The organism is Streptomyces clavifer (assembly GCF_036345975.1).
Taxonomy (GTDB): domain Bacteria; phylum Actinomycetota; class Actinomycetes; order Streptomycetales; family Streptomycetaceae; genus Streptomyces; species Streptomyces clavifer.
Genome location: NZ_CP107793.1, coordinates 4,699,168 through 4,719,294 on the forward strand (window position 1 = coordinate 4,699,168; position 20,127 = coordinate 4,719,294).

Sequence of the window (20,127 nt, forward strand, 5' to 3'; positions counted from 1 at the left end):
GGGCGGCCCCGGGGGCTGTCACGCGTGGGGTCAGTACGAGGAGCCGGAGGCTCCCAGGGCGCCCGTGGGGTGCCAGACCGTCTTGGTCTCCAGGAACGCCGTCAGGCGGTGCGTGCCCGGGTCGGCCGACCAGTCGGCCTTGTCCACAGGCTGTGGACGGTCGGCGCCCTTCTCGCCCTGCTCACCCTTGGCGGGGCGGCGGGACGCGGACGGGCGCAGGACCCGCTTCAGGTTGTCCGCCGCCGCGGTCTCCAGCTCCTTCGCCAGCTCGGCGTCCCCGCCCGCACCCGTGAGGTCGATGGCGTTGACGTCCTGGTGCGAGGCGAGCGGCACGGCGAGCTCCGCCGTCCGGCCCGACAGGATGTTCACCACACCGCCCGGCAGGTCCGACGTGGCCAGCACCTCGCCCAGCGAGAGCGCGGGCAGCGGGGCGTCCGCCGAGGCGATGACGACCGCCGTGTTGCCCGTCGCGATGACCGGTGCGATCACGGAGACCAGGCCGAGGAAGGACGACTCCTGCGGGGCCAGGACCGTGACGACACCCGTCGGCTCCGGAGTGGAGAGGTTGAGGAAGGGCCCCGCGACCGGGTTGGCCCCGCCCACGATCTGGCCGATCTTGTCGGTCCAGCCCGCGTACCAGACCCAGCGGTCGATCGCCGCGTCGACGACGGCAGCCGCCTTGGACTTCGAGAGTCCCTCGGCATCCGCCACCTCGCGCACGAACTGCTCCCGCCGGCCCTCCAGCATCTCGGCGACGCGGTAGAGGATCTGACCGCGGTTGTACGCGGTCGCGCCCGACCAGCCGCCGAAGGCCTTGCGCGCGGCCACGACCGCGTCCCTCGCGTCCTTGCGGGACGACTGCGGGGCGTGTCCCAGCCACGCGCCCTTGGAGTCCGTCACCTCGTACACCCGGCCGCTCTCGGAGCGGGGGAACTTGCCCCCGACGTACAGCTTGTAGGTCTTGAAGACGCTCAGTCGCCCGTCAGACATCGAGGTAGGCCTCCAGACCGTGACGGCCGCCTTCGCGGCCGAAGCCCGACTCCTTGTATCCGCCGAACGGCGAGGTCGGGTCGAACTTGTTGAACGTGTTGGCCCAGACGACGCCGGCCCGGAGCTTGCCGGCCACCGCGAGGATGCGGGAGCCCTTCTCCGTCCAGATGCCCGCCGAGAGGCCGTACTGGGTGTTGTTGGCCTTCGCGACCGCCTCGTCCGGAGTGCGGAAGGAGAGCACCGAGAGCACGGGGCCGAAGATCTCGTCGCGTGCGACGGTGTGCGCCTGCGTGACGTTGGTGAACAGCGTCGGAGCGAACCAGTAGCCCGCGGACGGCAGCTCGCACGGCGCGGACCAGCGCTCGGCGCCCTCCGCCTCGCCGGACTCGACGAGGGCGGTGATCCGGGACAGCTGCTCCTCGGAGTTGATCGCGCCGATGTCGGTGTTCTTGTCCAGCGGGTCGCCGAGGCGGAGCGTGGACAGGCGGCGCTTGAGGGAGTGCAGCAGCTCGTCCTGGACCGACTCCTGGACGAGGAGCCGCGAACCCGCGCAGCAGACCTGGCCCTGGTTGAAGAAGATCCCGGTGACGATGCCCTCGACGGCCTGGTCGACCGGCGCGTCGTCGAAGACGATGTTCGCGCCCTTGCCGCCCAGTTCGAGCGTGGCCTTCTTGTCCGTGCCGGCGATCTGGCGGGCGATGGCCTTGCCGACCGCGGTCGATCCCGTGAAGGCGACCTTGTTGACGTCGGGGTGCTCGACCAGGGCCGAACCCGCGTCCCCGTAACCCGTCAGGATGTTGACGACGCCCCTGGGCAGACCCGCCTGCCGGCAGATGTCCGCGAAGAAGAGCGCGGACAGCGGGGTCGTCTCGGCGGGCTTGAGCACCACCGTGTTGCCGGTGGCGAGCGCCGGGGCGATCTTCCACGCGAGCATCAGGAGCGGGAAGTTCCACGGGATGATCTGGCCGGCGACACCCAGCGGACGCGGGTTCGCCCCGTACCCGGCGTGGTCCAGCTTGTCGGCCCAGCCCGCGTAGTAGAAGAAGTGCGCGGCGACCAGCGGGAGGTCCGCGTCGCGGGTCTCCCTGATCGGCTTGCCGTTGTCGAGGGTCTCCAGGACGGCCAGCTCGCGTGAGCGCTCCTGGATGATCCGGGCGATCCGGAAGAGGTACTTGGCGCGCTCGGAGCCGGGCAGCGCCGACCACTTCTCGAACGCCCGGCGGGCCGCCTTCACCGCCCGGTCCACGTCCTCGGCGCCGGCCCGGGCGACCTCGGAGAGCACCTCCTCGGACGACGGGCTGACCGTCTTGAACACCTTGCCGTCGGCGGCCTCGGTGAACTCGCCGTCGATGAACAGGCCGTACGAGGGCGCGATGTCGACGACGGAGCGGGACTCCGGAGCCGGTGCGTAGTCGAATGCAGATGCCATGGGGATCAGTCCACCGTCACGTAATCGGGGCCGGAGTAACGGCCGGTGCTGAGCTTCTGGCGCTGCATCAGCAGGTCGTTCAGCAGGCTGGACGCGCCGAAGCGGAACCAGTGGTTGTCCAGCCAGTCCTCGCCCGCGGTCTCGTTCACCAGAACGAGGAACTTGATCGCGTCCTTGGACGTGCGGATACCGCCGGCGGGCTTCACACCGATCTGCACACCGGTCTGCTCCCGGAAGTCGCGCACGGCCTCCAGCATCAGCAGGGTGTTCGCCGGAGTGGCGTTGACCGCGACCTTGCCGGTCGACGTCTTGATGAAGTCCGCGCCCGCCAGCATCCCGAGCCAGGAGGCCCGCCGGATGTTGTCGTACGTGGACAGCTCGCCGGTCTCGAAGATGACCTTCAGCCGGGCCCGGCCGCACTCGGCCTTCACGGCGAGGATCTCCTCGTACACCTTCAGGTAGCGGCCGGACAGGAAGGCGCCGCGGTCGATCACCATGTCGATCTCGTCGGCCCCGGCCGCCACGGCGTCGCGGACGTCCGCGAGCTTGACGTCCAGTGCCGCGCGCCCGGCGGGGAAGGCCGTCGCGACGGACGCCACCTTCACTCCGGAGCCGGCCAGTGCGGCAGCGGCGGTCGCCGCCATGTCGGGGTAGACGCAGACCGCGGCGGTGCGCGGGCTGGTGCGGTCGGTCGGGTCGGGGTTGACGGCCTTGGCGGCCAGAGCCCGGACCTTGCCCGGGGTGTCGGCGCCTTCCAGCGTCGTCAGGTCGATCATCGAGATGGCGAGATCGATGGCGTACGCCTTGGCGGTCGTCTTGATCGATCGGGTGCCGAGGGAGGCCGCGCGCGCTTCCAGGCCGACGGCGTCGACGCCGGGCAGCCCGTGCAGGAAGCGGCGGAGCGCACCGTCGGACGCCGTCGCGTCGGCGAAGGAGGCCCCGCCCTGCTCGAACGCAGCCGAGCGCTTGGGGGAGGGTGCAGTGGTGGGCATGGTCACCACATGAGCATATCTACGCGCGTAGCGACCTGTACAGGCCCCTCCCCGATTCCGCTGCTTCCGCAGCCCGGGAAGCGCTCCCGGGCAGGCGCTCCGCCGCCGCCGGGTGCCGTCAGGCAGAATCGGGACCATGACGAGCCCCACACCTCCCGCCGAGCCCGCCTACGCCGACCGGACCTTCCGGTCGGTCGCCGGGCTGGTCAGCGGCACGCTGCTGATCCTGCTGGGCCTCTGGCTCGGCGGCGACGCGATGTTCCGGGGCCATGGCTGGGTGCCCTGGCAGGCGCTGGCCGCGCTGCTGACCCTGATCCCGCTGATCCTGGCGTTCACACTGCGCCCCGCGGTGTTCGCCAACGAGGAGCGCATCCGGATCCGCAACCCCTTCCGCACGATCGTGCTGCCCTGGACCGAGGTCGCCGCCGTGCGCGCCGCCTACTCCAGCGAGATCGTCACGCAGGGCGGAGTCACCTATCAGCTGTGGGCGATCCCGGTCTCGCTGCGCGACCGGAAGCGGGCGGCCAGGAAGGCCGGCCGGCAGGCCGGCGACGACCAGCACGGCCGGACCTCCGTGCGCGGCCGGACCCCCGCGCACACGACCGGCCTCGACTCCGGGGCCGGTGTCGCGGCCGCGGACCAGGCGGTGGTCGAGCTGCGGGCGCTGGCCGAGCAGGCCGGTGACCGCACGGAGCAGTCCACGACGACCGTCTCGGTGCGCTGGGCCTTCGAGATCATCGCCCCCGCCGTCGTGGGCGCGGTCCTCCTGGCCGTCCTCCTGGCGCTCGCCTGACGCCCTCCGGCCGTCGGGAGGTCGGGGACCGCGAAACGCCGTCGAAACGGGCACTCGCGCGTCCCCTCCCTCCCGACGGGCCGGTCAGATGCCTGCGGCTGCGGAGAGGTCGTGCTTGATGGCGGTGAGCAGGGCCGCCGCCTGCGTGCGGGCCTCGGGGAGTGCGGCCGCGGAGGCGACCGGGACCACTACCTCGAGGTAGCACTTGAGCTTCGGCTCGGTGCCGCTCGGGCGGACGATCACCCGGGCGCCCGTGAGGTGGTAGCGCAGCCCGTCGGTGGGCGGCAGGAGCTCCGTGCCCCGCGACAGGTCCTCCGCCGAGGTGACGGTGAGGCCCGCCAGCGCGGCCGGGGGGTTCTCGCGCAGGCGGCGCATCGCGTCCGCGATGACCGAGAGGTCCTCGACCCGGACCGACAGCTGGTCCGTGGCGTGCAGGCCGTGTTCGACGGCGAGGTCGTCGAGCAGGTCGAGGAGGGTGCGGCCCTTCTGCTTGAGCACGGAGGCCAGCTCCGCGACCAGCAGCGCGGCCGTGATGCCGTCCTTGTCGCGTACGCCCTCGGGGTCGACGCAGTAGCCGAGCGCCTCCTCGTAGCCGTAGCGCAGCCCCTCGACACGGGCGATCCACTTGAAGCCCGTCAGCGTCTCCTCGTAGCCGAGGCCGGCCTTCGCGGCGATCCGGGCGAGCAGGGACGACGACACGATCGACTCGGCCAGGACACCCTTGACGCCCCGGGACACCAGGTGGGCGGCGAGCAGCGCGCCGACCTCGTCGCCGCGCAGCATCCGCCAGCCGGCCGCGGCCGACGGGTCGGGGACGGCGACGGCGCAGCGGTCGGCGTCGGGGTCGTTGGCGATCACGAGGTCCGGGGCCGCCCGGCGCGCGGTCGCGAAGGCGAGATCCATGGCGCCGGGCTCTTCCGGATTGGGGAAGGCGACGGTGGGGAACGCCGGGTCGGGATCGGCCTGCTCGGCCACGAGTACGGGCTCGGGGAAGCCGGCCCGGGCGAAGGCGGCCGTCAGGACGGACGTGCCGACGCCGTGCATGGCGGTGTAGACCGTGCGCGCGGTACGGGGCGACCCGGGGCTGAGGACGCTGTCCGTACGGGCGAGATAGGCGGCCAGGACCTCGTCGCCGAGGATCTCCCAGCCGGATTCCGGACGCGGCACGCCGTCGAGCGGGCCGACCGCCGCGATCCCGGCGGCGATCTCCGCGTCGGCCGGGGGCACGATCTGCGAACCGTCACCGAGGTAGACCTTGTAGCCGTTGTCGCGCGGCGGGTTGTGGCTGGCCGTGACCTCCACACCCGCGACGGCTCCCAGATGCCGTATGGCGTACGCCAGGACGGGGGTCGGCAGCGGGCGGGGGAGGACGGCGGCGCGCAGCCCCGCCCCGGTCATCACCGCCGCGGTGTCCCGGGCGAAGTCGGCCGACTTGTAGCGGGCGTCGTAGCCGATGACGACGAGCCCGCCGGTCCGCCCCTGCGCCTTCAGGTACGCGGCCAGGCCGGCGGCGGCGCGGATGACGACGGAGCGGTTCATCCGCATGGGGCCGGCGCCGATCTCGCCGCGCAGGCCGGCCGTGCCGAACTGGAGCGTGCCCGAGAAGCGGTCCTCCAGCGCGACGAGGTCCCCGGCGTCGATGAGCCCGGCGAGCTCCTCACGGGTCTCGGGGTCCGGGTCCTCGGCCAGCCAGGTCCTGGCCCGGGCGATGAGGTCCTGCTGCACGGTGTCCGCCTCTCGGGGGGTACGGGTGGGTGGGGGTGCGGGGCGGGGGCGCGGGGTGCCGGGCCGCCGCGGGCCGCACCCCGTCACCCGTGCGCTCAGATGCGGTCGAGCACCCGGGCCAGCAGGGCGCCCATCCGGGTGGCGGAGTCGCGGCCGGCCCGGAGGACCTCTTCGTGGTTGAGGGGCTCGCCGCTCAGACCGGCGGCCAGGTTCGTGACCAGGGAGATGCCGAGGACCTCGGCCCCCGCCTCGCGCGCCGCGATGGCCTCCAGCACGGTGGACATGCCGACGAGGTCGCCGCCCATGACGCGGACCATGTTGATCTCGGCCGGAGTCTCGTAGTGCGGGCCGGGGAACTGCACGTACACGCCCTCTTCGAGCGAGTCGTCGATCTCCTTGCACAGCGCGCGCAACCGGGGCGAGTACAGGTCGGTCAGGTCGACGAAGTTGGCGCCGATGATCGGCGACGCCGCCGTGAGGTTGATGTGGTCGCTGATGAGCACCGGCTGCCCGGGGCGCATGCCCTCGCGCAGACCGCCGCAGCCGTTCGTCAGGACGATGGTCTTGCAGCCCGCGGCGACGGCCGTACGGACGCCGTGCGCGACGGCGGCGACACCGCGGCCCTCGTAGTAGTGCGTGCGCCCGAGGAAGACCAGGGCGCGCTTCTCGCCGATCAGGTACGAGCGGACCGTGCCGCCGTGCCCCTCCACGGCGGGAGCCGGGAACCCGGGCAGCGCGGTCACCGGGAACTCGGCCTCCGGGGCGCCGAGCGCCTCGCCCGCGGGGGCCCACCCGGAGCCCATCACGAGGGCGACGTCATGGGTCTCGGCGCCGGTCAGCTCGCGCAGGCGGGCGGCGGCGTCGGCAGCGGCGGCCTGCGGGTCGCCCTGGATGTGGTCCGGAATAACAGATGCGTTCACGCGGACGAGGGTAACCGGTGATTCCCTACGCGCGTAGATGTGCAGGCGCAGAGTCTGGCCCGTCGTATTCGTACTTTCGTACAGAAGCGACCGGGAGGGGTGCTCAGCAGGGGCGCTTGCGGAGCCCCATCACGTAGTCGTGGGGCGCTCCCGCGGACTCGGCGGCGTCCGCCACCTCGCCCAGGTAGCGGGCCGAGGGCAGCCCGCCCTCGTAGCCGTTCAGCACGTACATCCAGGCCGGTTCCTCGCCGTCGAGGGTGTGCACGCGCACACGCATCCGCCGGTAGATGTCGAGGCCGACGCCCTCCCAGCGGTCCATCGAGTCCTCGTCCATCGGCGCCAGGTCGTACAGCGCCACGAAGACCTGGGAACGCGGCGCCTCCACCACGGTGGCCAGCGCGCCCTCCCAGCCCATCTGCTCCCCGCCGAACGTCAGCCGCCAGCCGTTGAGCCAGCCCGTGCCGCGCAGCGGGGAATGCGGAGCGCGGCGCGTCATCAGCCGCGCGTCGAGGTTGCCGGCGTACGCGGCGTAGAGCGACATGGGGTCGAGGGTACGGGAGGGGAGGGCGGGAGTGCCGATCCTTCCGGTGAGGAAGCCCCCGGTCGGGGCCCCGTGCGGAGGTGCGGTGTGTCCGCCCGGGCGGGCGCGTTCCCGTATGGAGGGCCCCGGGGCGAAGCAGCTTGGCGCGTGCGGGACAATGAATTACGTACTGCATTCCCCGGGGCGATCCCCCGGACCCCCGGCCGGGGCGGCAGACGGCCGGGGGATGACACCACGCGAGGCGGACATTTCGTGACCCGGATCGTGATCATCGGCGGCGGCCCCGGCGGCTACGAGGCGGCACTGGTCGGTGCCCAGCTCGGCGCCGAGGTGACCGTCGTGGACTGCGACGGCCTCGGCGGCGCGTCGGTACTCACCGACTGCGTGCCCTCGAAGACCCTGATCGCCACGGCCGAGGTGATGACCACCTTCGACTCCTCGTACGAGGAGCTCGGCATCATCGTCGCCGACGACACGCCACACCTGGAGCAGGCGGCCCGGGTGGTCGGCGTGGACCTCGGCAAGGTCAACCGGCGGGTCAAGCGCCTGGCGCTCGCCCAGTCCCACGACATCACCGCCTCCGTGACCCGTGCCGGTGCCCGGGTCATGCGCGGGCGCGGGCGCCTCGAAGGCCTCCAGGCCGCCGACGGCTCACGCCAGGTCGTGGTGACCGCAGCCGACGGCACCGAGGAGCGGCTCACCGCCGACGCGGTGCTGATCGCCACCGGCGGACGCCCCCGGGAGATCCCGGACGCCCAGCCCGACGGCGAGCGCATCCTGAACTGGACCCAGGTCTACGACCTGAACGAGCTCCCCGAGGAGCTCATCGTGGTCGGCTCCGGTGTGACCGGCGCCGAATTCGCCGGTGCCTACCAGGCACTCGGCTCCCGCGTCACCCTCGTCTCCTCCCGCGACCGCGTGCTGCCCGGCGAGGACCCGGACGCCGCCGCGGTCCTCGAGGACGTCTTCCGGCGCCGTGGCATGAACGTCATGGCCCGCTCCCGCGCCCAGTCCGCCAAGCGCGTCGGCGACCGCGTCGAGGTCACCCTGGCGGACGGCCGCGTCATCTCCGGCACGCACTGCCTGATGGCGGTCGGCGCGATCCCGAACACCGCGGGCATGGGCCTGGAGGAGTCCGGGGTCCAGCTCAAGGACTCCGGTCACATCCGCACCGACCGGGTCTCCCGCACCAGCGCCCCCGGCGTGTACGCGGCCGGTGACGTCACCGGGATCTTCGCCCTGGCCTCGGTCGCCGCCATGCAGGGCCGGATCGCGATGTACCACTTCCTCGGTGACGCGGTGGCCCCGCTGGACCTGAAGACCGTCTCCTCGAACGTGTTCACGGACCCCGAGATCGCCACGGTCGGCTACAGCCAGGCCGACGTCGACGCCGGCAAGATCGACGCCCGTGTCGTGAAGCTGCCGCTGCTGCGCAATCCGCGCGCCAAGATGCTGGGCATCCGGGACGGCTTCGTCAAGATCTTCTGCCGGCCCGGCACCGGCATCGTCGTCGGCGGCTGTGTCGTCGCCCCGCGGGCGAGCGAGCTGATCCACCCGATCTCGATCGCCGTCGACAACAACCTCACGGTGGAGCAGATCGCGAACGCGTTCACCGTCTACCCGTCGCTGTCCGGGTCGATCGCCGAAGTCGCACGGCAGCTGCACACCCGCAAGCTCGGGGACGAGGCGTGACCGAGGCCGACGGGTCGTCGGAGCCTCGGTGACTCCCGGCAGCGGGGGGCGGCCCGGGCGATGCGTCCGGGCGCCCGTGCGCCCGTGAACAGCAGGTGAACAACGACGGGGTCCCCTATACCACTGGGGGACCCCGTCCACGTACAACTTCTGTTATTCGGCGCAAACTGCTGAAAAGGAACCTACGGCCAGGTTACTGTCAGTTTCGTGTTCGCTGCAGAACGTCGTCAGTTGATCCTCGAAATGGTGCGTGCCAACGGGGCGGTATCGCTCCGTGAGCTCGCCCGCGTCGTCCAGACCTCCGAAGTGACCGTACGGCGGGACGTGCGTGCGCTGGAGGCAGAAGGACTCCTCGACCGCCGGCACGGCGGTGCGGTCTTGCCGGGCGGTCTTACGCGGGAGTCCGGCTTTCCGCAGAAATCCCATCTCTCCACCGCGGAGAAGACGGCCATCGCCGACCTGGCCGCCGGTCTCGTCGGCGAGGGCGAGGCCATCGTGGTCGGCGCCGGAACGACCACGCAGGAGCTGGCCCGCCGGCTCGCGCGTGTGCCGGGCCTGACCGTCGTCACCAACTCGCTGCTGGTCGCCCAGGCATTGGCCCACGCCAACCGGGTGGAGGTGGTGATGACCGGAGGCACCCTGCGCGGGAGCAACTACGCGCTCGTGGGCAGCGGGGCCGAACAGTCCCTCCAGGGGCTGCGGGTGTCGCGGGCGTTCCTCTCCGGGAGCGGGCTGACCGCGGAGCGCGGACTGTCCACGTCCAACATGCTCTCCGCGAGCGTCGACCGGGCGCTGGTGCAGGCCGCGGCGGAGGTGGTGGTCCTGGCCGACCACACCAAGCTCGGCTCCGACACCATGTTCCAGACGGTGCCGACGGAGCTGATCACCCGCCTGGTGACGGACGAACCACCGGCCCACGACGAGCGCGCGGCCACGGAGCTGCAGGCTCTGGCCGACCAGGGCGTCGAGATCACGGTGGCCGGGCAGAGCGCGGAGCCCGCGGGTGGCGAGAGCGGTCCGGGGCACCGGCCCCGCCGTGAGATGCCGCTGCCCGGGCAACGGCGCACCCAGCCGGGGGGACACGGCGGGCCGGGAGGCCTGGGCCCGCAGCTGCGGAGTGCGGCGTCGCTGTCGGAGGGCCCGGTGGAGCGGGGGCGGGTCGCGGATCTGCGACGCCGCTAGGTCAGGGCGCGGGTGGCTCGGTGCGGTGGGGTGGCCCCAAGGGCTCCGCCCCGTACCCCCCGTACCCTGCTCCCCGATCGCCCGAGCTCGAGGAGGCGGCGGGCTGGTCCGAGGAGGCCGGCCCCGCCTTCAGGCCCTGCAGCGTCAGCAGCAGGAGGCGGCCGGCGAGCCCCGGGTCCGACGAGGACTGTTCCGCGGCCAGGGCGATCGCGTTCGTGAGTTGCAGGAGGTCGTCGATCGAGACGTCGGCCCGCACCGAACCGCTCGACTGCGCCCGTGAAAGCAGCCGTGCCCCCGCCTGACGCAGCGGTACATGGCACTGCGTCAGCGCCGAGGTCTCGTCCCCCGAGGCCGACATGAGCGCCTGGGCCAGGCCCCGGTACTCACCCGCATGAGTGACGATCGCACCCAGCCACTCCACCAGCGCCGTACAGGGCTGCTCCGCCTCCGCGAGTTCGCGGGAGCGGGTGAGCAGCGAGGTCAGGGCCTCCTGGAACACCGCGTTCATCAGGGCGTGCCGGTTCGGGAAGTGCCGGTACAGCGTGCCGATGCCCACGCCCGCGTGCCGGGCGATGTCCTCCAGCGAGGCGTCCGTGCCGTGCTCCGCGAACGAGGCGCGGGCCTCACTCAGCAGGCGGTCGTAGTTGCGGCGCGCGTCGGCGCGCATCGGCCGGGCCGCCGTCCGTACCGTGCTCATCGCCATCGCGCTGCCCTCCTGGTGTCCGCTCGGGTCCAGGATGCCACCGAGGGCCCCGGCCCTGTCGGCGCGGAGGTGCGCGGACAGGGACGGGGCCCTCGGTGAGCGGTGGGCGTCAGTCCTTGATCTCGCAGATCACGGCACCGGAGGTGACGGACGTGCCGACTTCCGCGGACAGGCCCTTGACGGTGCCTGAACGGTGGGCGTTGAGGGGTTGTTCCATCTTCATGGCTTCGAGGACGACGACGAGGTCGCCTTCCTTGACCTCTTGGCCTTCTTCGACGGCGATTTTGACGATGGTGCCCTGCATCGGGGAGGCGAGGGTGTCGCCGGAGGCGGCGGAGCCGGCTTTCTTGGCTGCGCGGCGTTTGGGTTTGGCGCCGGCGGCGAGGCCGGTCCGGGCCAGGGTCATGCCGAGGGAGGAGGGCAGGGAGACTTCCAGGCGTTTCCCGCCGACCTCGACGACGACGGTCTCGCGGCCGGTGTCCTCGTCGGTGTCGGTGTCGGTGGGGACGGTGAACGGTTTGATGGTGTTGACGAATTCCGTTTCGATCCAGCGGGTGTGGATGCGGAACGGGTCGGCGGTGAAGGCGGGGTCGGTGACGACGGCGCGGTGGAAGGGGATGGCGGTGGCCATGCCCTGGACGGTGAATTCGCCGAGGGCGCGTGCCGCGCGCTGGAGGGCCTGTTCGCGGGTGGCGCCGGTGACGACGAGTTTGGCGAGGAGGGAGTCCCAGGCCGGGCCGATGACGCTGCCGGACTCGACGCCTGCGTCGAGGCGGACGCCGGGGCCGGTGGGTGGGGTGAAGGTGGTGACGGTGCCGGGGGCGGGCAGGAAGCCGCGGCCGGGGTCTTCGCCGTTGATCCGGAATTCGAAGGAGTGTCCGCGTACGGGGGGGTCGGTGTAGCCGAGTTCCTCGCCGTCGGCGATGCGGAACATCTCGCGTACGAGGTCGATGCCGGTGACTTCTTCGGTGACGGGGTGTTCGACCTGGAGGCGGGTGTTGACCTCGAGGAAGGAGATCGTGCCGTCGGCGCCGACGAGGAATTCGACGGTGCCCGCGCCGACGTAGCCGGCTTCCTTCAGGATCGCTTTCGACGCGGCGTAGAGTTCGGCGTTCTGTGCGGGGGTGAGGAAGGGGGCGGGGGCCTCTTCGACGAGTTTCTGGTGGCGGCGCTGCAGGGAGCAGTCGCGGGTGGAGACGACGACGACGTTGCCGTGCTGGTCGGCGAGGCACTGGGTTTCGACGTGGCGTGGTTTGTCGAGGTAGCGCTCGACGAAGCATTCGCCGCGGCCGAAGGCGGCGACGGCTTCGCGGACGGCGGAGTCGTAGAGTTCGGGGATCTCTTCGAGGGTGCGGGCCACTTTGAGGCCGCGTCCGCCGCCGCCGAAGGCGGCTTTGATCGCGACGGGCAGGCCGTTGTTCTCGGCGAACGCGACGACTTCCGCGGAGCCGGACACGGGGTCGGGGGTGCCGGCGACCAGGGGGCGCCGGCGCGCTGGGCGATGTGGCGGGCGGCGACCTTGTCGCCGAGGTCGCGGATGGCCTGGGGCGGGGGGCCGATCCAGGTCAGGCCGGCGTCCAGGACGGCCTGGGCGAATTCGGCGTTCTCCGAGAGGAAGCCGTAGCCGGGGTGGATCGCGTCCGCCCCGGAGTCCTTGGCAGCCTGGAGCACCTTGGCCATGTCCAGGTAGCTGGCGGCCGGGGTGTCACCGCCCAGAGCGAACGCCTCGTCGGCCGCACGGACATGCAGAGCGTCCCGGTCCGGATCGGCGTAGACGGCTACGCTCGCGATTCCGGCATCCTGGCAAGCCCGAGCAACGCGGACAGCGATTTCGCCACGGTTGGCGATGAGCACCTTGCGCACGATGACTCCCTCCTTGAGAACAAGCTGAGTTTAGGGACTACCAACACGGACGTACGACCCGTCCCCAATGGTGAACTTGCCCACACGGAGTGTGATTCGAGGCTTGCTCGAGTCGCGAAATCCCTTGTCGCACCACGGTACGCCGCGATCCTTAACCGCACAGTAGCCACGAGGTGTGGTCCAAGTCTCTGTTCGTACGGTCAACGCCGCGCGGCGTTTCTTTGTGGACTTCCCACGAACGGCCGACGGAATCTTTGCTTCAGACACGAGCCGGACGCGAGCCTGACGCGATCCGGGTGTGCGAGGGGAGCGGAGCGGGCGCGAGGGGGCACACGGAGGGAGCGCAACCTCTTGTACGAAGCATTGCCCTCCCCCAAGCTCTTGATGAGCAGGGGGGACCCCCACGTAGGGTCCGCGCTGTACCGGACGTACTACAGGTAACAGGGGGTGGGCGCCGTGGTGCGCAGATCAGTGGCGGTGGTGACCGCGATCGTGCTGTTCGGGGAGGCCGTGGGCATCGTGCTCGTCCACGCCGTCCTCGCGACGGTCGTCGACAACCAGAACATGTCCCTGGCCGGTATGGATCCGGGTGTCATGTCCACCAGCACCTGGGCGATGGGCATCGGCTCCGGCGTCCTCCTGCTGCTGTGCGGTCTGATACCCCTCCTGGCCGGTATACGCGACCGGTCGCCCGGCCGGTTCGGCCGCATCGCCCTCATCGGGTGCGCGGTCGTGCACGGGGTCCTGGGCGCGCTGGCGGTGGGGCTGGTCGGCTGGTCGGCGTTCGCCGTCATGATGGCCGTCCTCGCGCTGATCGTGCTGACCCTGGTGGTGTACGGGCGGAGCGAGCCCGGGGAGAGGGTGTCCGGCGCGGGCGGGCACGACAGCGGTGCCGGAGCGGGGGCGCCGGCACCCGCGTGACGCGGCCGTCCGCTCAGACCCACAACTCGGTGACGGAGATGTCCAGATCGCCGAGCAGTCGGCGCAGCAGCGGCAGCGAGAGCCCGATGACATTGCCGTGATCACCCTCGATCGAGTCGACGAAGGGCGCCGAGCGGCCGTCCAGGGTGAAGGCCCCGGCCACGTGGAGCGGCTCGCCCGACGCGACGTAGGCCGCCACCTCGGCGTCGGTCGGCTCGCCGAACCGCACGGTGGTGGACGCGGTCGCCGAGGCTGTGCGGCCGGTAGCCGTGTCGATCACGCAGTGGCCCGTCCGCAGGACGCCCGCACGACCGCGCATGGACTTCCAGCGTGCGGTGGCCTCCTCGCTGTCGGCGGGCTTGCCGAGCGCCTCGCCGTCCAGCTCGAGCACCGAGTCGCAGCCGATGACCAGGGCGCCACCGGCCTCCGGGCGGTCCGCCACGACGGCGGCCTTGGCCTCGGCCAGGACGAGCGCGAGCTCGGCGGGCGTCGGGGCGGTGAGCGCGTCCTCGTCCACGCCGCTGACGATCACCTCGGGGGCGAATCCCGCCTGGCGCAGCAGGCCGAGACGGGCGGGGGACGCGGAGGCGAGCACGAGGCGGCGCTGATCAGTCATACGGGTCATCGTAGAAGGGGCTCGGAACACCTCGTGCCCCCGGCGCTTTCGCGTGCGGGCGGGGCAGGACGGCGGCGGCCCGCCCAGGGACGGGGCAGGCGCCGTGGACGTGGTGCGTGTCGAGACGCAGCGGGTGACGGCGGCGCAGCGGGTGACGAGGGCGCGGTGGCCGCCGGGGGCGCAGTGAAGCGCCGGGGCCCGCGCAGGCCGGTTCCGGGGAGCCGCCCGGGGCTCAGCGGGTGCCCAGGACGAACATCGCGACGACCATGGCCAGCGCGAGCAGCAGCCCGGCGCGGCGCATCATGTCCTGGGCGTCGCGCAGTTCCTTCGGCGGTTTGTTCTCGGGATCGGACCACAGCATGGATCCGATGGTGCTCCGGGCACGGCTGCGGCGCCTGAGTACGCGTACTCAGGCGCCGCAGCCGTGCCACTCAGCCCTTCCCGTCACGCCGGCCAGTACGTCCGCGCCCAGGACCGGGGGCCCGGCCGCTGCGTCCCGACGCGGGCGATGCGGCCGGGGTCGGACCACTGTTCGGGCGGCAGCGGAGCACCGGACGGCAGGGCTGCGGCGGCAGCCGCACGTGCCCGGACCACCGCCAGGGCGGCGGCCAGCTCCTCCGGGGTCGGATTGCCCCGTACGACCTTGATCATGGTGGCTCCCGGTGGTTAGAGGGGGATGTTGCCGTGCTTCTTCGGCGGAAGCGACTCGCGCTTCGTACGCAGCTGGCGCAGCCCCTTCACGAGGTGCGCGCGGGTGTCGGAGGGCATGATCACCGCGTCGACGTAGCCCCGCTCGGCCGCGACGTACGGGTTGAGCAGGGCGTCCTCGTAGTCCGTCATCAGCTCGGCGCGGGTGGTCTCCGGGTCGTCGGCGGCGGCGATGGTGCGGCGGTGCAGGATGTTCACCGCGCCCTGCGCGCCCATCACCGCGATCTGCGCGGTCGGCCAGGCCAGGTTCAGGTCGGCGCCCAGGTGCTTGGAGCCCATGACGTCGTACGCGCCGCCGAAGGCCTTGCGGGTGATGACCGTGATCAGCGGGACGGTGGCCTCCGCGTAGGCGTAGATCAGCTTGGCGCCGCGCCGGATGATGCCGCCGTACTCCTGGTCGACACCCGGCAGGAAGCCGGGGACGTCCACGAAGGTCAGGACCGGCACGTTGAACGCGTCGCACGTGCGCACGAAGCGTGCGGCCTTCTCGCTGGCGTTGATGTCCAGACAGCCGGCGAACTGCATCGGCTGGTTGGCGACGATCCCGACCGGGTAGCCCTCCACGCGGCCGAAGCCGGTGATGATGTTCGGCGCGAACAGCGCCTGGGTCTCCAGGAACTCGCCGTCGTCGAGGACGTGCTCGATCGCGGTGTGCATGTCGTACGGCTGGTTCGCGGAGTCCGGGATGAGCGTGTCGAGCTCGCGGTCCTCGTCCGTGGTCTCCAGGTCGGCCTCCTCGGGGAAGGCGGGCGCCTCGGAGAGGTTGTTCGACGGGAGGTAGGACAGCAGGGACTTGACGTACTCGATGGCGTCCTTCTCGTCGCCCGCCATGTGGTGCGCCACACCGGAGGTGGTGTTGTGGGTGCGGGCGCCGCCCAGCTCCTCGAAGCCGACGTCCTCGCCGGTGACCGTCTTGATGACGTCGGGTCCGGTGATGAACATGTGCGAGGTCTGGTCGACCATGACCGTGAAGTCGGTGATAGCGGGGGAGTAGACCGCGCCGCCCGCGCACGGCCCGACGATCAGCGAGATCTGCGGGACGACACCCGACGCGTGGACGTTGCGGCGGAAGATCTCCGCGAACAGACCGAGGGCGACCACGCCCTCCTGGATACGGGCGCCGCCGCCGTCGTTGATGCCGATGACCGGGCAGCCGGTCTTCATCGCGAAGTCCATGACCTTGACGATCTTCTCGCCGTACACCTCGCCCAGCGAGCCGCCGAAGATCGTGAAGTCCTGCGAGTAGACGCAGACGGGACGGCCGTCGACCGTGCCGTAACCGGTGACGACACCGTCCCCGTACGGCCGGTTCTTCTCGATGCCGAAGTTGGTCGACCGGTGCCGTGCGAACTCGTCGAGCTCCACGAAGGAGCCCTCGTCGAGCAGGAGCTCGACGCGCTCACGGGCGGTCAACTTGCCCTTGGCGTGCTGCTTTTCGACGGCGCGTGCGGAACCTGCGTGCGTGGCCTCGTCGATACGGCGCTGCAGGTCCGCGATCTTTCCCGCGGTCGTGTGGATGTCGCTCTGCGGATCGGACATCGGGTGGCGGCTCCCTGCCTGGTCACGGGGACGGCTGGTCACATCCAGCAGAGGCTGGACCCATGCGTGCTCGACTGCCGGCGGCTCGTCGGCGGTGTTGCTACTGATCCGTAGCGTAGCGGCGGGGATACGGTTCGGCAGTGCGTCGTTGGCCACACCTAATGTGGGTTGTATGACACCTCCGGATGCGCCCCACAACCGCTGGTCGGACCTCGACAGGCCGCCCCTGAACGTCGGCGCGCTGCGCCGCGGGCTGCTGAAGCCGGGCGGGCTGTGGAGCTCGCTCGACGTCGTCGAGTCGACCGGTTCCACCAACTCCGACCTCGCGGCACGGGCGTCGGGGCTGGCGGAGGGCACGGTGCTGGTCGCCGAGGAGCAGACCGCGGGCCGGGGGCGGCTGGACCGGAGCTGGACGGCACCGCCCCGCTCGGGCCTCTTCCTCTCGGTCTACCTCGCCCCCGGTGACGTACCCGCCGAGCGCTGGGGCTGGCTGCCCCTGCTGGCCGGTGTCGCCGCCGCCACGGGCCTCACGCAGTCGGCGGGCGTCGACATGGCACTGAAATGGCCCAACGACCTCCTGGTGACCATCGACGGCACGGAGCGCAAGACCGGCGGCATCCTCGCCGAGCGCGCCGGGGACGGCGTCGTCATCGGCATGGGGATCAACGTCTCGTTGCGCGCGGCCGAGCTGCCCGCCCCCCAGGCCGGCTCGCTGGGTCTCGCGGGCGCCGTCTCCACCGACCGGGAGACACTGCTGCGGGCCGTCCTGCGCTCCCTGGAGCAGTGGTACGGCCGGTGGCGCGAGGCCGGCGGCGACGCGGCCGTGAGCGGCCTCCAGGCGGCCTACGCGGCGGGCTGCGCCACGCTCGACCGCACGGTGCGGGCCGAACTGCCGGGCGACCGGACCGTCGTCGGTGAGGCCGTCGCGATCGACGGCGACGGGCGGCTGGTGCTGGCCGCCGCAGGCGGGCTCCAGGAGCCCGTCTCGGCCGGTGACATCGTGCACCTGCGCGGGGTCGGGGGCGGCCTGACCTGATCGGGGGCGGCGCCGGGCGCACGTCCGGAGCCGGAGGGGCCGCACGGACGGGTGATGCCACCCGTGACGCACCCGAAGCGGGTGACCGGAGACGTGAGCCAGGGCACACCTGCCGTATCGTTGAGGCGATCCAGCAACAGATCGGCAGGGCAGTGGCCAGGGAACGGGCAGGAGGCGGCCGGTGACCGTCGACGACACGAACTCCGGCGACGGCGTGGAGCCCTCGTCGGGACCCCCGGTCCACTCGACACCGCACCACGAGGTCGACCACACGGCCGAGCCGAGTGACGACCCGCTCGCCATCCGGCTGGAGGCCCTGATCCTCGGGGCCGACCGCCGCTACACGCCCTTCCAGGCAGCCAGGACCGCCGGGGTCTCCATGGACCTGGCGTCCCGTTTCTGGCGGGCCATGGGCTTCGCCGACATCGGACAGGCCAAGGCGCTCACCGAGGCCGACGTGCTGGCACTGCGCCGCCTCGCCGGTCTGGTGGAGGCCGGGCTGCTCAGCGAGCCGATGGCGATCCAGGTGGCCCGGTCGACCGGGCAGACCACCGCCCGGCTGGCGGAATGGCAGATCGACTCCTTCCTGGCCGGGCTGACCGAGCCCCCCGAGCCCGGCATGACCCGCACCGAGGTCACGTATCCGCTGATCGAACTGCTCCTGCCCGAGCTGCAGGAGTTCCTGGTGTACGTGTGGCGACGCCAGCTGGCCGCCGCCACGGGCCGGGTCGTGCAGACCGGGGACGACGAGGAGATGGTCGACCGGCGGCTCGCCGTGGGGTTCGCCGACCTGGTGGGCTTCACCCGGCTGACCCGTCGGCTCGAGGAGGAGGAGCTCGGCGAGCTGGTCGAGGCCTTCGAGACGACCTCCGCCGACCTGGTCGCCGCCCATGGCGGGCGGCTGATCAAGACGCTCGGCGACGAGGTCCTGTTCGCCGCGGACGACGCGGGCACGGCGGGCGAGATAGCGCTCCGGCTGGTCGAGGCGATGGCCCAGGACACCACGATGCCGGCGCTGCGGGTCGGCATCGCCTTCGGCACGGTCACCACCCGCATGGGGGACGTCTTCGGTACGACGGTGAATCTGGCCAGCCGGCTCACGTCGATAGCGCCGAAGGACGCCGTGCTGGTCGACGGCGCGTTCGCCAAGGAGCTGACGCGGACCGGGGACGCGCCCGCCTCCGAGGCGCAGGCGGCCGAGGAGGTCGCGGCGGCGGCCGAGCGGGCCCGGCAAGCCGAGAAGGAGGGCCGCCAGATCGATGAGGCCCCGCTGCCGACGTACCGCTTCGGGCTGCAGCCGATGTGGCAGCGGCCGGTGCGGGGGCTCGGTGTCGTGGAGCCCTGGCTGCTTGCGCGGCGGGGGCCGCGCTGAGCGGTGCGGGTGCGGCCGGAGCCGCATCGGGCCGTCCCCGCGCCTCCCCGTGCCCGGGCTCCGTTCCCTGCCCTTTCGCCCTCGGTCGCCGGGCGGGTTCGGGTGGGCCGCGTGTGCTCGGGGGCGCCGGACCGGCTTCGAAGGCGGGGGCCGGTGTCGGGCCGGTGTGGAGCGGGCGGGTCGGGATGTGCGGGCTGGAGGCCCCGTGGGGCGGGCCTGCGCCTAGGATCCCCCGGTAACGCTCGTTAACCGGAGGGGTGCAGCATGACCGTCACGTCGGAGCAGCGGTTCGGGGAGTTCGTCGTCGTGCGGCGGCACGAGGGCCTGGAGCACGTGGCCGAGCTGGTGCTCGACCGGCCCCGGGCGATGAACGCCGTGTCCACCGACATGGCCCGCTCGATCGGTGCCGCCTGTGCCGCGCTCGGTGCCGACCCGGATGTGCGCGTCACCGTGCTCACCTCCAGTCACGAGCGCGCGTTCTGCGTGGGTGCGGACCTCAAGGAGCGGAACTCCTTCTCCGACGCCGAGCTGGTGCGGCAGCGCCCCACCGCGCGGGCCGCCTACACCGGGGTGCTCGAACTGCCGATGCCGGTCGTCGCCGCCGTGCACGGCTTCGCCCTCGGCGGGGGCTTCGAGCTCGCGCTGGCCTGCGACGTGATCGTGGCCGACCGCACGGCCGTGGTGGGGCTGCCCGAGGTGTCCGTCGGCGTCATCCCCGGCGGCGGCGGTACGCAGCTGCTGCCCCGCCGGGTCGGTGCGGCGCGCGCCGCCGAGCTGGTCTTCACCGCGCGGCGGGTCGAGGCGGCCGAGGCCCGGGAGCTGGGGCTGGTCGACGAGCTGGTCGACGCGGGGCGGGACCGGGAGGAGGCGCTGGCGCTCGGGGGCCGGATCGCCGCCAACTCCCCGGTCGGCCTGCGGGCGGCGAAGCGGGCGCTGCGGCTCGGGCAGGGTCTGGACCTGCGTGCCGGGCTGGAGGTGGAGGACGCGGCCTGGCGGTCGGTGGCCTTCTCCGGCGACCGGGCCGAGGGCGTCGCCGCGTTCAACGAGAAGCGGAAGCCGAACTGGCCCGGCGAGTGAGCCGGGGCAGCCACGAAGATCATCAGCG

The 20,127-nt window shown here is 72.1% G+C and carries 18 protein-coding genes and 1 pseudogene; 7 read left to right on the forward strand and 12 right to left on the reverse strand.

Going from position 1 to position 20,127, the window contains the following annotated elements:
* Nucleotides 1-30: 30 nt before the first annotated feature.
* Genes OG927_RS20665 through deoC form a run of 3 tightly spaced genes read right to left on the reverse strand, consistent with a single transcriptional unit; the run spans nucleotide 31 to nucleotide 3,411 of the window.
* The gene (locus OG927_RS20665) at nucleotides 31-990 is read right to left on the reverse strand and encodes an aldehyde dehydrogenase family protein (protein WP_209469847.1); all 960 of its coding nucleotides are present in this window, start codon (nucleotides 988-990) and stop codon (nucleotides 31-33) included.
* On the reverse strand, nucleotides 983-2,419 hold the full coding sequence (locus OG927_RS20670; RefSeq protein WP_056796087.1) for an aldehyde dehydrogenase family protein: 1,437 nt from the start codon (nucleotides 2,417-2,419) through the stop codon (nucleotides 983-985). The genes OG927_RS20665 and OG927_RS20670 overlap by 8 nt, the downstream gene beginning before the upstream one ends.
* A gap of 5 nt (nucleotides 2,420-2,424) precedes the next feature.
* On the reverse strand, nucleotides 2,425-3,411 hold the full coding sequence (deoC, locus tag OG927_RS20675) for a deoxyribose-phosphate aldolase (protein WP_056796084.1): 987 nt from the start codon (nucleotides 3,409-3,411) through the stop codon (nucleotides 2,425-2,427).
* 136 nt (nucleotides 3,412-3,547) lie between these two features.
* Here deoC and OG927_RS20680 point away from each other — a divergent pair, with 136 nt between their 5' ends.
* Nucleotides 3,548-4,204 carry a PH domain-containing protein gene (locus tag OG927_RS20680; protein WP_056796080.1) on the forward strand — a complete coding sequence of 219 codons (657 nt, stop codon included), beginning with the start codon at nucleotides 3,548-3,550 and terminating at the stop codon, nucleotides 4,202-4,204.
* 84 nt (nucleotides 4,205-4,288) lie between these two features.
* On the opposite strand, the gene OG927_RS20685 is transcribed toward OG927_RS20680, so the two are convergent.
* From OG927_RS20685 to OG927_RS20695, 3 genes are all read right to left on the reverse strand, one after another.
* Nucleotides 4,289-5,929: a phospho-sugar mutase gene (locus OG927_RS20685; protein ID WP_330320602.1), complete on the reverse strand. Its 1,641-nt coding sequence runs from the start codon at nucleotides 5,927-5,929 to the stop codon at nucleotides 4,289-4,291.
* Nucleotides 5,930-6,024: 95 nt separating this feature from the next.
* Nucleotides 6,025-6,849 (reverse strand): purine-nucleoside phosphorylase, encoded by an 825-nt coding sequence (locus OG927_RS20690; RefSeq protein ID WP_056796074.1) that lies wholly within the window; start codon nucleotides 6,847-6,849, stop codon nucleotides 6,025-6,027.
* Between the two features lie 103 nt (nucleotides 6,850-6,952).
* A complete protein-coding gene (locus OG927_RS20695) occupies nucleotides 6,953-7,390 on the reverse strand; it encodes a gamma-glutamylcyclotransferase (RefSeq protein ID WP_028439081.1) in 438 nt (145 codons plus the stop codon).
* Nucleotides 7,391-7,642: 252 nt separating this feature from the next.
* Between OG927_RS20695 and OG927_RS20700 the strand changes: the two genes are divergently transcribed.
* Together OG927_RS20700 and OG927_RS20705 are read left to right on the forward strand one after the other, a co-directional pair.
* On the forward strand, nucleotides 7,643-9,082 hold the full coding sequence (locus tag OG927_RS20700) for an NAD(P)H-quinone dehydrogenase (RefSeq protein ID WP_056796071.1): 1,440 nt from the start codon (nucleotides 7,643-7,645) through the stop codon (nucleotides 9,080-9,082).
* A 207-nt stretch (nucleotides 9,083-9,289) separates the two neighbouring features.
* Nucleotides 9,290-10,264 carry a DeoR/GlpR family DNA-binding transcription regulator gene (locus OG927_RS20705; RefSeq protein ID WP_124281320.1) on the forward strand — a complete coding sequence of 325 codons (975 nt, stop codon included), beginning with the start codon at nucleotides 9,290-9,292 and terminating at the stop codon, nucleotides 10,262-10,264.
* Between the two features lies 1 nt (nucleotide 10,265).
* On the opposite strand, the gene OG927_RS20710 is transcribed toward OG927_RS20705, so the two are convergent.
* Complete coding sequence (locus tag OG927_RS20710) at nucleotides 10,266-10,967, reverse strand: TetR/AcrR family transcriptional regulator (RefSeq protein WP_209469846.1); 702 nt, start codon at nucleotides 10,965-10,967, stop codon at nucleotides 10,266-10,268.
* A 109-nt stretch (nucleotides 10,968-11,076) separates the two neighbouring features.
* Nucleotides 11,077-12,830, reverse strand: a pseudogene (locus OG927_RS20715) (acetyl/propionyl/methylcrotonyl-CoA carboxylase subunit alpha).
* Between the two features lie 456 nt (nucleotides 12,831-13,286).
* Here OG927_RS20715 and OG927_RS20720 point away from each other — a divergent pair.
* Nucleotides 13,287-13,751 (forward strand): hypothetical protein, encoded by a 465-nt coding sequence (locus OG927_RS20720; RefSeq protein WP_056794701.1) that lies wholly within the window; start codon nucleotides 13,287-13,289, stop codon nucleotides 13,749-13,751.
* Between the two features lie 13 nt (nucleotides 13,752-13,764).
* Here OG927_RS20720 and OG927_RS20725 read toward each other — a convergent pair whose 3' ends face one another.
* The 4 genes from OG927_RS20725 to OG927_RS20740 form a co-directional block, all read right to left on the reverse strand.
* Nucleotides 13,765-14,376, reverse strand: a complete 612-nt coding sequence (locus tag OG927_RS20725; RefSeq protein WP_056793650.1) for a Maf family protein — start codon at nucleotides 14,374-14,376, stop codon at nucleotides 13,765-13,767.
* 223 nt (nucleotides 14,377-14,599) lie between these two features.
* Complete coding sequence (gene mmpB / locus OG927_RS20730; RefSeq protein WP_099174806.1) at nucleotides 14,600-14,728, reverse strand: morphogenic membrane protein MmpB; 129 nt, start codon at nucleotides 14,726-14,728, stop codon at nucleotides 14,600-14,602.
* 83 nt (nucleotides 14,729-14,811) lie between these two features.
* Entirely contained in the window at nucleotides 14,812-15,018 is a 207-nt protein-coding gene (locus OG927_RS20735) for an acyl-CoA carboxylase epsilon subunit (protein WP_056793653.1), read from the reverse strand.
* 15 nt (nucleotides 15,019-15,033) lie between these two features.
* Complete coding sequence (locus tag OG927_RS20740) at nucleotides 15,034-16,614, reverse strand: acyl-CoA carboxylase subunit beta (protein ID WP_330320603.1); 1,581 nt, start codon at nucleotides 16,612-16,614, stop codon at nucleotides 15,034-15,036.
* Between the two features lie 172 nt (nucleotides 16,615-16,786).
* Here OG927_RS20740 and OG927_RS20745 point away from each other — a divergent pair, with 172 nt between their 5' ends.
* The 3 genes from OG927_RS20745 (at nucleotide 16,787) to OG927_RS20755 (ending at nucleotide 20,099) form a co-directional block, all read left to right on the forward strand.
* Nucleotides 16,787-17,650: a biotin--[acetyl-CoA-carboxylase] ligase gene (locus OG927_RS20745; RefSeq protein ID WP_056793656.1), complete on the forward strand. Its 864-nt coding sequence runs from the start codon at nucleotides 16,787-16,789 to the stop codon at nucleotides 17,648-17,650.
* Nucleotides 17,651-17,831: 181 nt separating this feature from the next.
* Nucleotides 17,832-19,022 carry an adenylate/guanylate cyclase domain-containing protein gene (locus OG927_RS20750; protein WP_056793658.1) on the forward strand — a complete coding sequence of 397 codons (1,191 nt, stop codon included), beginning with the start codon at nucleotides 17,832-17,834 and terminating at the stop codon, nucleotides 19,020-19,022.
* A 264-nt stretch (nucleotides 19,023-19,286) separates the two neighbouring features.
* The gene (locus OG927_RS20755; protein ID WP_056793660.1) at nucleotides 19,287-20,099 is read left to right on the forward strand and encodes an enoyl-CoA hydratase/isomerase family protein; all 813 of its coding nucleotides are present in this window, start codon (nucleotides 19,287-19,289) and stop codon (nucleotides 20,097-20,099) included.
* Nucleotides 20,100-20,127 lie beyond the last annotated feature (28 nt).

Excerpts from the sequence above, each read along its gene's own strand:
- OG927_RS20665 (WP_209469847.1), bottom strand. The coding sequence starts at position 990 with ATGTCTGACGGGCGACTGAGCGTCTTCAAGACCTACAAGCTGTACGTC.
- OG927_RS20670 (WP_056796087.1), bottom strand. The coding sequence starts at position 2,419 with ATGGCATCTGCATTCGACTACGCACCGGCTCCGGAGTCCCGCTCCGTC.
- deoC (WP_056796084.1), bottom strand. The coding sequence starts at position 3,411 with ATGCCCACCACTGCACCCTCCCCCAAGCGCTCGGCTGCGTTCGAGCAG.
- OG927_RS20680 (WP_056796080.1), top strand. The coding sequence starts at position 3,548 with ATGACGAGCCCCACACCTCCCGCCGAGCCCGCCTACGCCGACCGGACC.
- OG927_RS20695 (WP_028439081.1), bottom strand. The coding sequence starts at position 7,390 with ATGTCGCTCTACGCCGCGTACGCCGGCAACCTCGACGCGCGGCTGATG.
- OG927_RS20710 (WP_209469846.1), bottom strand. The coding sequence starts at position 10,967 with ATGGCGATGAGCACGGTACGGACGGCGGCCCGGCCGATGCGCGCCGAC.
- OG927_RS20725 (WP_056793650.1), bottom strand. The coding sequence starts at position 14,376 with ATGACCCGTATGACTGATCAGCGCCGCCTCGTGCTCGCCTCCGCGTCC.
- mmpB (WP_099174806.1), bottom strand. The coding sequence starts at position 14,728 with ATGCTGTGGTCCGATCCCGAGAACAAACCGCCGAAGGAACTGCGCGAC.
- OG927_RS20735 (WP_056793653.1), bottom strand. The coding sequence starts at position 15,018 with ATGATCAAGGTCGTACGGGGCAATCCGACCCCGGAGGAGCTGGCCGCC.
- OG927_RS20740 (WP_330320603.1), bottom strand. The coding sequence starts at position 16,614 with ATGTCCGATCCGCAGAGCGACATCCACACGACCGCGGGAAAGATCGCG.
- OG927_RS20745 (WP_056793656.1), top strand. The coding sequence starts at position 16,787 with ATGACACCTCCGGATGCGCCCCACAACCGCTGGTCGGACCTCGACAGG.
- OG927_RS20755 (WP_056793660.1), top strand. The coding sequence starts at position 19,287 with ATGACCGTCACGTCGGAGCAGCGGTTCGGGGAGTTCGTCGTCGTGCGG.